The organism is Dysgonomonas sp. 521 (assembly GCF_010501055.1).
GTDB lineage: Bacteria > Bacteroidota > Bacteroidia > Bacteroidales > Dysgonomonadaceae > Dysgonomonas.
In genome coordinates, this window is the sequence record NZ_QVMO01000006.1 from 25,675 (window position 1) to 39,959 (window position 14,285).

The 14,285-nt window shown below is 41.3% G+C and carries 8 protein-coding genes and 1 tRNA gene; 5 read left to right on the forward strand and 4 right to left on the reverse strand.

The genetic code is table 11. The annotated features are described in order from the left end of the window. The first annotated feature begins 15 nt into the window (after positions 1-15). The 5 genes from D0T84_RS03340 to D0T84_RS03360 all read left to right on the forward strand — a co-directional run bounded on the left by D0T84_RS03340 (position 16) and on the right by D0T84_RS03360 (position 10,313). Positions 16-2,610 (forward strand): glycoside hydrolase family 2 protein, encoded by a 2,595-nt coding sequence (locus tag D0T84_RS03340; protein WP_163306020.1) that lies wholly within the window; start codon positions 16-18, stop codon positions 2,608-2,610. 11 nt (positions 2,611-2,621) lie between these two features. Then, positions 2,622-4,883, forward strand: coding sequence for a glycoside hydrolase family 3 N-terminal domain-containing protein (locus D0T84_RS03345; RefSeq protein WP_163306022.1), 2,262 nt, complete (start codon positions 2,622-2,624; stop codon positions 4,881-4,883). A gap of 338 nt (positions 4,884-5,221) precedes the next feature. Then, complete coding sequence (locus tag D0T84_RS03350; protein WP_163306024.1) at positions 5,222-7,222, forward strand: alpha-galactosidase; 2,001 nt, start codon at positions 5,222-5,224, stop codon at positions 7,220-7,222. Positions 7,223-7,765: 543 nt separating this feature from the next. Next, positions 7,766-10,177 carry a glycoside hydrolase N-terminal domain-containing protein gene (locus tag D0T84_RS03355; RefSeq protein ID WP_163306026.1) on the forward strand — a complete coding sequence of 804 codons (2,412 nt, stop codon included), beginning with the start codon at positions 7,766-7,768 and terminating at the stop codon, positions 10,175-10,177. A gap of 62 nt (positions 10,178-10,239) precedes the next feature. After that, positions 10,240-10,313 (forward strand) — tRNA-Gly (locus D0T84_RS03360). A gap of 102 nt (positions 10,314-10,415) precedes the next feature. Here the strand turns inward: D0T84_RS03360 and D0T84_RS03365 are convergent. From D0T84_RS03365 to D0T84_RS03380, 4 genes are all read right to left on the reverse strand, one after another. Then, on the reverse strand, positions 10,416-12,083 hold the full coding sequence (locus D0T84_RS03365; RefSeq protein WP_163306028.1) for a nucleoside kinase: 1,668 nt from the start codon (positions 12,081-12,083) through the stop codon (positions 10,416-10,418). Positions 12,084-12,241: 158 nt separating this feature from the next. Beyond that, complete coding sequence (gene asnA / locus D0T84_RS03370) at positions 12,242-13,279, reverse strand: aspartate--ammonia ligase (RefSeq protein ID WP_163306030.1); 1,038 nt, start codon at positions 13,277-13,279, stop codon at positions 12,242-12,244. A 174-nt stretch (positions 13,280-13,453) separates the two neighbouring features. Then, on the reverse strand, positions 13,454-13,888 hold the full coding sequence (locus D0T84_RS03375; protein ID WP_163306032.1) for a copper resistance protein NlpE: 435 nt from the start codon (positions 13,886-13,888) through the stop codon (positions 13,454-13,456). 8 nt (positions 13,889-13,896) lie between these two features. Continuing rightward, on the reverse strand, positions 13,897-14,214 hold the full coding sequence (locus D0T84_RS03380; protein WP_163306034.1) for a heavy-metal-associated domain-containing protein: 318 nt from the start codon (positions 14,212-14,214) through the stop codon (positions 13,897-13,899). Between the last annotated feature and the right edge of the window lie 71 nt (positions 14,215-14,285).

Consider the following 14,285-nt stretch of genomic DNA (forward strand, 5'->3'; position numbering starts at 1 on the left):
ACAAATAATATAAAAATGAAAAGTTTATTAAAAAATTATTGTATCAAATTAGCTTTATTGGCATTTGTCATACTATCCTGCGAGTCAGTATCGGCAACACCAATAAAAAAAGAATTAAACTCAGGATGGAAATTCCGTCAATGGAGACTCAATAACTGGTATCCTGCCACTGTACCCGGTGTAATTCATACCGACCTGATGGCAAACGGAATTATCGAAGACCCTTTCTACAGGCTGAACGAAAGAAGTGTACAATGGGTAGATAAGGAAGACTGGATGTACGAGACTCATTTCGACGTAGATAGTGAAACATTCAGAAAAGAAAATATCCGCCTGCATTTTATGGGGCTCGATACCTATGTACATGTCTATCTGAATGGAGAAAGTATCCTCGAAGGAGATAATATGTTCCGTGAATGGAAGGTGGATATAAAAGATAAACTGAAAGAAAAAGACAACAAGCTGGAAGTCTTTTTCCGTTCACCTATCAAAGAAGATATTCCAAAATTCGACTCTTATCCATACCGTTATCAGACAGGACCCGACCAATCTCAACAAGGGGGGATATTTGAAAAAACAGTGAGCCCTTTTGCCCGTAAGGCCGGATATCATTACGGATGGGACTGGGGCCCGCGTCTGGTTACTTCGGGTATCTGGCGTCCTGTTTACCTTGAAGCATGGGACAATGCCCGTATCGAAAATGTGTATGTCCGTCAAAAAGATATTACAAAACAAAAAGCTGTTCTGTCATTCGAAACCGAAGTGCTGGCTGATAAAGATATTCGTGGAGCTAAGGTTACTGTAAAAGATAAACAAACAGGTACAACCTATGGTACTGCAACCGCAGATTTAAAGAAAGGCATCAATACTGTTGCTGTCGATTTCACCATCAACAATCCTAAACTATGGTGGTCGAACGGATTGGGCGAAGCTCATCTGTATGACTTTCATACAGAGGTGACCGCTAACTCAAAAACACTCGACAGCCATGATGTAAAAACAGGACTGCGTTCGATAAAAGTCATTACCGAACCTGATAAGGATGGTTCACCTCTCTATTTCGAACTGAATGGAGTACGCATATTTGCCAAAGGAGCAAATCTTGTTCCGGGGGATAATTTCCTTCCGAGAATAACAAGGGAAAAATATGAAAAAACAGTTCTGGATGCAGTAGATGCCAATATGAATATGCTCCGTGTATGGGGTGGTGGTATCTATGAAGATGATAATTTTTATGAATTTTGTGATAAATATGGTATTCTGGTATGGCAGGACTTTATGTTTGCATGCAGCCTCTATCCGTCCGAAGGTAAGTTCTTGGAGTCGATAAAACATGAAGCTATAGATAATATCAAGCGTCTGCGAAACCATCCTTCTATAGCCGTTTGGTGCGGAAACAACGAAGCCTATTATTTCTGGTACAACTGGGATTTAAAAAAGAATTATGCAAGCCAAAATCCCGAATATGCAAAAGTAATCTGGAGGCAATATACAGACCTCTTCCACAAATTATTGCCTGAAATGGTAGAAGAATACCATTCAGAATCATTCTATCGCCCGTCATCTCCATATGGATATCCGGGTGAGGGCGACGACCCTAAACACGGAGACCGCCACTATTGGGGTGTATGGCATGGACGTAAGCCTATTACAGATTATAACATAGAGCGCAGCCGCTTCTTTAGCGAATATGGCTTCCAGTCGTTCCCTGAATTCGAATCCGTAAAGATATATGCGCCTAAGAAGGAAGACTGGGTAATAACATCGGAGGTAATGATGGATCACCAGCGGGCAGGTACATATGCCAACAATCTGATAGAGGAATACCTGTTGAATGAATATCAGAAACCGAAAGACTTCGAATCATTCCTTTATATGAATCAGGTGTTGCAAGGAGATGCAATCAAAATAGCGATGGAAGCACACCGCAGGGATATGCCTTATTGTATGGGTACACTTTTCTGGCAGCATAACGATTGCTGGCCGGTGGCGTCATGGGCTAGCCGCGACTATTATGGACGCTGGAAAGCACAGCATTATTTTACCCGCGAGGCTTATAAGGATGTACTGGTATCGCCTATTGCTAAGGATGACAAATTGGATATCTATATTGTATCCGACAGACTTGCCGAATCAAAAGCAGCTTTGAACCTGAAAATATTAAAACTGGATGGTACGGTTGTAGATGAGAAAAAACTCAATGTATCAATCCCTGCCAATACCAGTAAAAATGTATTTTCTGCATCGGTGAATACCCTGCTGAAAGGAACAGCCAAAGGCGATGTTGTAGTACATGTGGAACTAACCGATAACGCAGGAAAAATGTATACCAACAATTATTTCCTGCTGCCACAGAAGTATATCAACTTCCCTAAAGCGAGTATCCGTAAGAGTGTAAAGGCGGTAAACGGAGGTTATGAAGTATCTCTTACTACAGATAATTTTGCCCGGGCGGCATTCATGTCTATCGAAGGAATCGATAATTTCTTTGAGAATAACTATTTCGATATTCTTCCGGGGCAGACTGTAACCACTATGGTGAAAACATCTGCGTCTCAGGCTAATTTTGAAAAGCAGCTGAAAGTCGTGTCATTGAGAGACGGATATTAATAGATATAAATATGAAAAAAATCAGCTTAATAATAGGGTTGGCTTTGATCGCAAATGCAGGGTTTGCCAATGACGGAAAGCCTTTGTATAAAGACAAAAATGCCTCTGTAGAAGAACGTGTAGAGGATTTGTTGAGCCGGATGACTTTAGAAGAAAAGATTCTGCAAATGCAGAATAAAGCGAACAGTAATATAGATGAGATAGAAAAGACATTCGAGGGGAAAAGTTATGGAACTACTCACGAAATGAGCAGATCGGCCCAAGAGTGTGCCAATATATATTACAACACACAAAAATATATGCTGGATAAAACCCGTCTGGGTATTCCTCTTCTTACAGCTGCCGAAGGTATTCAGGGTATTCTGCAAAATGAATGTACTCTTTTCCCCCATGCTATAGCTCAGGGTAGCACTTTCAATCCCGGATTGATACAGCGGATGACGGAAGCAGCCGGAGAAGAAGCAAGGATTATAGGCATACGCCAGGTATTATCTCCCGTGTTAGATATAGCACGGGAGCTACGCTGGGGGCGTGTCGAAGAAACCTTTGGAGAAGACCCGTATCTCATAGCCGAAATGGGGATAGGATTTGTAAAAGGCTATCAGAACAGAGGTGTTGCCTGTATGCCCAAACACTTCGTTGCTCACGGAACACCTGTAGGTGGACTAAACTGTGCTCATGTGAGTGGAGGAGAAAGAGAGTTGCGCAGCCTCTATCTGTACCCTTTCCGCAGGGTAATAGAAGAAGCCAAACCTTTAGCCATAATGAGTGCTTATAGTGCCTACGATGGAGTGGCAACGTCGGGTTCCTCTTATTTTATGACCGAAATTCTTCGCGGAGAGTTGGGCTTCAACGGATATGTATATTCCGATTGGGGATCGGTAGAGCGTCTCAAAACGTTTCATTATGCAGCCGAGACAGCCGATGAGGCCGCACAGATGTCTGTGGAGGCTGGTGTAGACCTCAATGTGGATTGGACATATACCCTTCTGCCGGATTTGGTAAAGGATGGAAAAATGGACGTGAAATATATAGATCAGGCTGTTCGCCGTATTCTTACAGTGAAATTTAAACTTGGGCTTTTTGACAATCCATTTGGCGAACCTCAAAAAGTGAAAGCCGAGGTGCGGAGTAAAGATAAAGTAGCATTGGCTAAAGAAATAGCCGACGAAAGTGCAATTTTATTGAAGAACGAAAACAATATTTTGCCCCTCGATCTGAATAAATACAAGAAAATAGCAGTTGTAGGCCCTAATAGTAACCAGACAGTATTTGGCGATTATGCATGGACAAGCAGGGATACGAAAGAAGGAGTAACCTTGTTTCAGGGTTTACAAAATGTAATTAAAAATAAGATTACCCTTCTGCAAGCCGATGGTTGTGACTGGTGGAGCCAAGATGAAAGTGATATAGACAAAGCTGTAGAACTAGTAAGAAATAGCGATATCGCAATTGTTGCAGTGGGGACGCGCAGTACCTTCTTAGGACGCTCTCCTAAATATTCGACAGCAGGTGAGGGTTTTGATCTCTCATCTCTCGATCTTCCCGGCAAGCAACAGAAGTTGCTGGAAGCTGTAAAATCCACAGGCAAACCAATCATAGTTGTCCTCATTGCCGGCAAGCCAATGGTAATGTCATGGGCTAAGGAACATGCAGATGCGGTTCTCGTTCAGTGGTACGGTGGAGAGCAGCAGGGCAATTCTATGGCAGACATATTGGTGGGTAATGTCAATCCTTCGGGAAAACTGAATGTTTCCTTCCCCCGCAGTACAGGAAATACACCATGTTTTTATAATTATTATCCTACCGATCGCGAACAACAATTCGATAGTGGAGGCTCTTACGAAGAGCCTAAAGGGCATTATATTTTTGAAAAGCCGTATGCACTATGGAACTTCGGCTATGGGTTGAGTTATACCGATTTCAGATTCAGCAATTGTACCCTGAACGATAGCATCTATAGTATAGATGATACAATAAAAGCTTCGATAGAAGTAGGAAATGTAGGGGAAATGGACGGGAAAGAAGTTGTACAGCTATATGTAAAAGATAAGGTAAGTTCGGTGGCAACTCCGGTACAACAACTCAAAGCATTTAAAAAGGTATTTATCAAAAAAGGGGATGAGATGCGTATAGAGTTGGAAGTGCCGGTTTCTGAACTGGCCCTTTACGATGCAAAAATGAATAAAGTCGTAGAGCCCGGCCAATTTGAAATACAAATAGGGAATTCTTCGGATAATATTATTTTTACGAAAATGATACATATTAAATAGGATTTGTATTACAAAGATGGCTTAAGTTCTAAAAGAGATAATTATAAAAGATATTTTAGTACATGACAAAAAATAATATTCAATATGAAAATTGTTGATAATAAACAGATTGCCTGAAAGGCAATATTTTCATAACCGTATGTAAGCGTAGCGCAACATGCGGACGAAAAGGCAAAAAGCTACTTGCCTGAAAGGCAAGACAATGTGTTGTCCTGTCTTTCAGACAGTAGTTTCTGTATGTTGCAATCTCCGCAGGTCGATGACCTACGGTTATGAAAATCAGGCTTTTCAAGCCAGTGTCAATATTTTTTGTCATGTACTTATAAAAGATATAGGCTATGAAGGTATTTAATTTAAGTTTGGTGGTATTATTGTGTGTCGTTTTCTTTTCATGTGGAGACTCTTCTGTTTCTACAGGAAAATGGAAAGCAAGTTATGACCTTGATAAGAAAAGTGTAAATATTGATAAGGAGGCAAAGCCTGTATTCAATAATATTTATGCTTCTTATAAATTAGGTGATAAACTGATAACGACAAAAGATTACGGCAAAAATTCAGTAAAAGTAAACAACCTTTCTGACAAGTTTGGAAAATCATCTGTATTACAGATAACATATTCAGAGAAGGATTTACCTACGCTGGTTCAGTCATTTTACATATATCCGGATAAGGATTATGTCTTAACAGAATTTACATTGCAAAGTTCTGATGATATTTCATCCGATTATATGGCTCCTGTAAATATAGATAATGCAGGACAAATATTAGGTGCAGGTGATAATCGTGCATTATTTATCCCTTTCGATAACGATTGCTGGGTAAGATATCAATCACATCCACTTGCTTTTGACAATCTTAGAAGTTATGAGGTAACATCGATTTTTAACAATGATAGCCGCAACGGTTTGGTTGTCGGTTCGATAGAACATGACAACTGGAAAACAGGCATAGATATCGGTAAAAGTACCAAAGATAATATCGGCTCGTTAACCTGCTTCGGTGGTGTTGCAGATTCCTTGACCCGCGACTCAAAACAACATGGGGCACTCATCGGTAAAATGATAAAATCACCTAAAATCCTTATCGGATATTTTAATGACTGGCGGGATGGCCTTGAAGAATACGGACGTGCGAATGCTACAATAGCACCTCCAAAGGCTTGGGACAAGGCGATTCCTTTCGGTTGGAATAGTTGGGGCGTACTTCAGTTTCGTCTGACATATACCAAAGCCCTTGAGGTATCCGATTACTTCAAAGAGAACCTGCAAAACAATAATTTTGTAAATGCAGACAAAACGGTTTTCATTGGGCTCGATTCCGGTTGGAATAAGTTTACGGAAGAGGAACTAAAAGCTTATGTACAGAAATGTAAGGATAACGGGCAGGTAGCCGGAATATACTGGACACCTTTTACTGACTGGGGGAAGAATCCGGAACGTACAGTAGAGGATGTTGCCGAATATAAATATAAAGATATATATATTTATGCAAACGGAAAGCCCCAACAACTGGATGGAGCATTTGCTGTAGACCCTACGCATCCGGCAATAGAACAGCAAATGAAGGTGAAGTCCGAGCTGTTTCGCCGTTGTGGATTCGAATATGTGAAAATGGATTTTATGACACATGGCGCTATGGAAGGCGATAAATGGTATAAGAAAGATATACAGACAGGCGTACAGGCGTATAACTATGGCATGGAATTGCTGAATAAGTATTTCGGTGATATGTACCTTAATCTTTCTATTTCGCCTACATTTCCTTCCCAGTATGCGCAGTCGCGCCGTATAGCCTGCGATGCGTGGAACAAAATAAAGGATACCGAATATACCATGAATGCTGTTTCGTATGGCTGGTGGATAGACAATGTATATCAGTATAACGATGCAGACCATATTGTATTGCAAGAGGCTACCGATGGCGAAAACAGGGCGAGGGTAACTTCTGCTGTTATTACAGGATTGTATATTGCAGGGGATGACTTTAGTAATGGCGGTTCGAAGGAAGGTAAAGTGAAAGCAATGAAATACCTTACCAATACTGAGGTAAACGCAATAGCTACAGGACGCTCTTTCCGTCCGGTAGAAGGGAATGGAGCGAAGTCGGAAAACCAGTTTATGCGTAAAGATGCGGATGGTAATTTATATTATGTTATCTTCAATTATTCGGAAGAAAATATAACGATGAATATACCTTTCGAACGCATAGGATTAGATACGGCAATTAGCTATAAGGCTAAAGAGTTATGGAGCGGAGATAATATCGATTTAAAATCGTCTCTTACTATTCCAGCTAAGGATGTTACCTTGATTAAGATATCAGAAGTTAGAGACCAGTGAAAGAATTATCACATTCCTAAAAATTTATCTATTAGGGTTTAAGTAATGGAAAGTATTTATTGCAACATAATTTTCGTTCCTGTCATGCTGACGACAGGAAGCATCTCTTGTCTCTTTCCTCCTTTGAGGAACGAGATCCTTCGTGCCTCAGAAACAGCGTTCGACGGAACGAAGTGTAGTCAATGACAAAGAGAATGTTGCATTAATTATTATTGATTACTTATATTCCATAAGATTATATATATTATTTTCTGTGTTTTAATTGCCTCCAGCTTTAGCTGGGGGATCAATGAATAAGATAATAAAAGGCTTTAGCCAAAACAGTTTCGACTAAAGTCGATTCCTTTTTCAATATTATTCACGACTTGAAAGTCGTGGCAATTAAAACCCCTGAAAACATGTATCTTATTCTTTTATTGAATATAAACTCTATTATATAGCATATTGTTTTTACAGAGAAAAAGGTAACAATGTATATAATCTAAAAAGGTGTCACTTTTGTCACTTTTTAACAATTGAACATAAATTATTAGTATATAACCCATGAACAACAAATATTCTTTATTAACCATCTTGATTATCGCTTTATTCGCAGCGAATATTCAGAGCATTGTATCTCAGAATCACCAGTCTTATAAACTGTGGTACGAACAGCCTGCTGACCAATGGATGAAATCTGTTCCGTTAGGTAATGGCCGTATAGGGGCTATGGTGTTTGGCGGAGTTGAAACAGAGACTGTTGCACTGAATGAGGTAACGATGTGGTCGGGACAACCTGATAAGTTTCAGGAACGCCCGGTAGGCAAGGAGATGCTGAACGATATACGGCAGCTTTTCTTTGATGGAAAGTACAGTGAAGGAAACCGTGTAGTATCCGAATTTATGGCAGGTGTACCACATTCCTTCGGTTCACATGTTCCGGCTGGCGATTTGAAAATGAAATTTTATTATCCTGCAGGAAGTGTTTCAAATTACAAGAGGGAGTTAAGCCTTGATAATGCGATAAATACGGTGATATATAAAGTCGGGAATGTAGAATATACACGGGAATATTTTTGCAGTAATCCCGATGATGCGCTTATTATCCGTCTGACTGCCAGTAAATCCAAAGCCTTAAAATTCGATATTTCCTTGGATATGCTACGTGAATCGGTTTTCGATACTACAAACAATAGCATCGAGTTTTCAGGTAAAGTTTCTTTCCCGAAACAAGGCCCGGGCGGGGTAAACTTTATGGGAAAAGTATCTGTCAGAGCTAAAGATGGAAAGGTCTCGGCTGCAAAAGATAAAATCAGTATAGATGGTGCAACTTCTGTAACTATTGTTCTTGATTTAAGAACAGATTTTGATAATAAACAATATAAAGAAGATTGTATTAAGACAGTTGGCAAAGTTCTGGCTCAGGAATATACAGCTTTAAGGAATAAACATGTAAAGGATTACTCCACTCTTTATAAAAGAGTCGACCTGTTTTTAGGAAAGAGCGATTTCGATAATCTGGCTACTGATAAAAGATGGGAACGTGTAAAAGCAGGAAACAACGATATTGGCCTGGATGCTTTATTCTTCCAGTATGCCCGTTATTTACAGATTGCCGCTTCGCGTGAAAATTCTCCGTTACCAGCAAACTTGCAGGGCTTATGGAACGATAACCTTGCCTGCAATATGGGATGGACGAATGACTATCATCTGGATATCAACACACAGCAGAATTACTGGCTGTCGAATATTGGTAACCTGCATGAAACGAATGTTCCTTTGTTCGATTACATCAAAGACCTTTCGGTTCATGGTCAGAAAACAGCAGAAAACACATACGGAGCCAGAGGATGGCTTGCAAATACGGTAGCCAATGTATGGGGATATACAGCATCGGGGCAAGGTGTCAACTGGGGCTTGTTCCCACTTGCCGGAACTTGGATAGCATCCCACTTGTGGACGCACTACAATTATACACTGGATAAGGATTTCTTAAAGAATAAGGCATACCCGATTCTGAAAAGCAATGCCGAATTCCTGATTGACTATATGGTACAAGACCCTAAGACGGGGTATCTGATGACAGGCCCGAGTACTTCTCCCGAGAATGCCTTCAGTTACAACGGAGAGGTTTTGTCAATATCTATGATGCCGGCTTGCGACAGGCAGCTTGTCTACGAAGCATTTACTTCATGTATTGCCGCTTCGGAAATACTTGGTGTAGATGCCTCATTCCGTGAAGAGATGAAAGTTGCATTGAAGAAGCTTCCGCCTATTATGATAGGGAAAAACGGAGGCATACAGGAATGGTTTGAGGACTTTGACGAAGCACAGCCGAACCACCGCCATACTACGCATCTGCTGGCATTGTATCCATTCTCACAGATTTCGGCTGTAAAGACTCCTGAGTTGGCTGCTGCTGCCCGCAAGACAATAGAACTCCGACTGGCTGCACCCGGCTGGGAAGATGTAGAGTGGAGCCGTGCCAATATGATCTGCCTGTATGCACGCCTGTTTGATGCACAAAAAGCATATGAAAGTGTGGTACAGTTGCAACGCGAATTTACACGCGAAAACCTATTAACCATTTCGCCTGAGGGTATTGCCGGAGCACCTTACGATATATTCATATATGATGGTAACGAGGCCGGGGGCGCGGGTATTGCCGAAATGCTTATCCAGAGCCACGAAGGATATATCGAATTCCTACCCGCTCTACCACAGCAATGGAACACAGGATATTTCAAAGGATTGTGTGTGAGAGGAGGAGCTGAGATTGACCTGAGTTGGAAAGACAGTAAAGTGGAGAAAGCCTTAGTGAAAGCCACAATAGCTAATAGTTTCTCCATCAAGTTACCGAAAAATATGACCTCCGTTCGATTCCTTAAAAGTGGAAAGAGAATAGACTTACAACCTAATGCCGACGGAGTGATTGTGTTTAGCCTGAATAAGGGGGAGACATTAGAGATAGGATAAAGAATTTAAATAGCTGAGTATTAAGGGTGTTTTTGTAAAATGTGGAATCCTTTAAAAATATCGCGGAAGTAGCTCAGACGAAAGAGCGCCGGCCTACCACGCCGGAGGTCGCGGGTTTTAAGTCCCGTCTTCCGCTCTGCTGGAAAGATAGAAGCCTGTTAGTCTATTTCAGTATGGGATAAACAGAATAAAAAAGACAGCTGTCTGAAAATACACTTACAGACAGCTGTTTAATCTCTTAATATTTAAAACTGCTTCCACCCAGAAATTCCCTCAATAACGATGTAGGAGGTAACTCCCTGTCGTTTATATAACTGAAATATTTGAGGAATTTAAGCAGTCTGTGAGCTTCTGCATATTCAGGCGCATTGTTAGGAACCTCAGATAAGATAGGTTCCGCATAGCGGCGCAGGGCGGCCAGTTCGTACATCATAGCCGAGTTGAACATGACATCGGCGTTTTCCTGATATGGGAAAATCCATTTGTCTTCCCCTTTGCGGACGCTCTGCCAGCGCGAAATGGTGTCTATAGCCGAATAGCTGCGGTATCTGTAGTCGCGTATCAATCGGCGCAACAGGCGATTGTCTGTTGTAGGAATCCAGTTGTGATTGTCGAGGGAAATGGCCGTAAGCGCGGATACATATATTTTGTATTTTTGACTATCCGGAATGCTTCTTGTAAGCTCAGGATTCAGCCCGTGTATACCTTCAATTACCAGGATGGAATTTTCTTCCAACTGGAGTTTGTCTCCTTTATATTCCCGCTGCCCTGTCGTAAAGTTGAATGTTGGCAACTCTATCTCTTCCCCTTTCAGGAGGTTCTCCAGATCTTCGTTGAACTTAGGGATGTCCAGCGCGTACAATGATTCGAAGTCATAAGCCCCGTCTTCATCCAAAGGAGTTTTGTCCCTGTCTACAAAGTAGTTGTCGAGGGATAACCCTACCGGCTTTATCAGGTTGACCATCATCTGTACTTCGAGCCGCATGCGGAATGTAGTTTTACCTGAAGATGAAGGCCCTGATATAAGTACAACCTTAACGCCGTCTTCCGCACGGTTCGAAATCTCGGTGGCTATGCTTGCTATGGTTTTTTCCTGATAGGCTTCCGATACTTTGATGATTCCCGGCATCGCGCCTTCCTTGCTTGCCTTGTTCATATCTCCCACATTGTCGAGTCCGATTATGTTCAGGAACTTTAAGTGTTCTTTGTATATATTATACATTTTATCCTGGGGAATAACTGGTTCAAGCTCTACAGGGTTGCTACGGTTAGGTATACGCAGCAGAAGCCCGTCGTTATATAATTCGAGACCGAATAGATGGATGTATTTTGTTGACGGAACAAGGCAGCCATAGAAATAATCGACCGAACCGTTTAACTTGTAGTATTTCGAATACAGGTCTCCGGTGCTTTCCAGCAATAAAGCTTTGTCTTCAAAGCCCCTGTTCCTGAACATCCTTACCACTTTTTCGGTTTCTTCTTCCACGCCTTCAAACCGCATATCGGCATCTATATACTGCTGCATCTTGGCTTTGATGGCTTCCACCGCTTTCTCGTTGATAGTGGCGCGGTCGCTTATTTTGCAGAAATAGCCCAGCGAAATGGGATGTTCTATATACAGCTGCGCCTCGGGGAATATTTCGGCGACAGCCTTAGCCAGCAAGAAACAGAGGGAACGCACGTAGGTGCGCATACCTGAAGGCTCGGTGAGGTCTACAAATTTCACGGTCTTGTTATGATAGACACGGTAGTCGAGCGGTTCCGTCTTGTTGTTAACTCTGGCGTTTACTATAGTTGATTTGGATTGGATATTAAATTTATCAAGGATTTCGATAAGGCTGCTTCCAGCCGGAAAATCCTGATATGTGCCTGTGTTTGTGCAATGAATAGTTACTCTGTTCTCCATAAATCTAATGTAAAATAGTAATAAAAATCAAAAGGATGTTTCCTGTTAAAAAACATCCTTCGGTTTATAAAGTTAAGTAAAATTATTCATTAAAAGACTTACCTTTCCGGTTTTCTTCTCACATACTTCTCTTTTCTAATTTAAATTAACAATTAATTCTAAATCAGCGGCATCCCCAGCTTTTCTGCCTCCACGCGCATTCTCTGAGGCCATATTCCGGCTTGTATCTCACCTATGTGCCCTTTGCGGAGATAGAACATACACAGGCGCGACTGCCCTATACCACCACCTATCGACTGAGGGAGTTCCCCGTTCAGCAGGCGTTTGTGGAAGTATAGTTCTTTCCTGTCTTCCTGACCCGATTGTTTCAGCTGCTCCAACAGAACCTCCCTGTTGACGCGGATACCCATCGACGATAGTTCCATTCCTTGTTCTAAAACCGGATTCCAAACGATGAGATCGCCGTTAAGCCCTTTGTATCCATTTTCCGATTTAGTAGTCCAGTCGTCATAGTCAGGGGCGCGTCCGTCGTGGGGCTTGCCATTGCTCAGCACACCTCCGATGCCTAAGATGAATACGGCGCCATATTCTTTGGCTATCTTATTTTCCCTTTCTTTCTCTGTCAGTTCAGGATACATCAGGAGTAGTTCCTCCGCGTGTATAAACTTTATCTCGCAAGGCAGGATCGGAGCTATTTCGGGGAATATCTCGTACACAAGGTATTCTGTTCTGACCAACGCCGCATATATCCTTCTTACTACCTGTTTGAGGAAGTCAAGGTTCCGGTTCTGGGGAGACATTACCATTTCCCAGTCCCATTGATCTACATACAGCGAATGCAGGTTTCCGAGTTCCTCATCGGCTCTGATTGCGTTCATGTCGGTATATATGCCGAATCCCTCGTTGATATGGTAGTCTGCAAGGGTCAGGCGTTTCCACTTGGCTAAGGAGTGCACTATTTCGGCACGCTCGTCGTCCATATCTTTGATGGGGAAGTTGACGGCACGCTCTACTCCGTTGAGGTCATCGTTTATACCCATTCCCTTGAGTACGAATAACGGGGCGGTAACTCTGCGCAGTCGAAGTTCGGAAGATAGATTTTGCTGGAAGAAATCTTTTATCTGCTTAATACCCATTTCAGTTTGCTGAAGGTCTAGCAGTGCATGGTATTCTTTTGGTTTTATTAAATAGCTCATTTTTGCAATTCTGCCTATTTTAATATTAAATGAACTGCAAAGGTATTGTTTCTGTGTTAATATGAAAATATTTTACTTTAAAATTTGTACATTTTGTTTTCATATTCGTTCTGTTGGACGAAAAGAAGCCCCTTATTTACATAAGAGGCTTTTTCAATGATGTAATTTGCTGTATTATTGTTTTTTCAGAATATACATGTCGGCCATATCTCCGGTGATCTTGTTGCCATCCATATCGAGCTGGGTCAGTGTGTTTTCGCCTACAAAATATTTGTTCGGCGAATCTTTTACGCCTTCAAGCGTAACCGTGTTGCCCTCGCTGTTCCATGTATATTGTCCTTTATCTTCAAAAGTACCTTTTTTGCCTACATATTCAATCTTTCTGACAAAAGTGCTGTCTCCCAGTTCGATATTCACAATCATACCTTCCCCGCTGGCTGTAGGCACCTTGCCTGAGTAAGCACCTTTATAGTCCAGTGAGTTCTTTGCATTGTGTTCGTCGACCACTTGTGCCGGTTCAGAAGGTGCAGGCTCCTGAGGCTTTTGAGTATTGCCGCCACAGCTATACAAAACACCTATAGCTGCTGCAATGATAAATAACTTTTTCATTTTTTTACTTATTCTTTTTTGTCTGTTTTTATTGTTACTTCGTAACCTAATTTCTTAATGGCTTCCTGAAGCTTTTCAATTGTTGTCTGACTTTTCTTAAATTCGACCAGTACAGTCTTGTTCGCTAAATCAACTTTCATGTCGGTTACTCCTTTTTCAAAGGCAATATTCTTTTCGATTCGCTTTTGACAATTTTCGCACGTCATCGATACGTCGAAAACAACTGTTTCCTTGTCATTCTTTAAGTCTTTTTTATTTTGGGCGTTTAGGGTAAATCCTGCGCTTAACATCAAAATAAATGATAATACAAAAATTTTAGCATTCATAATAGCTCTAAGTTTAGTGTTTAATTATAAACAGACTACTTTATATAATGTTTAAAAAAATGATACTTTTT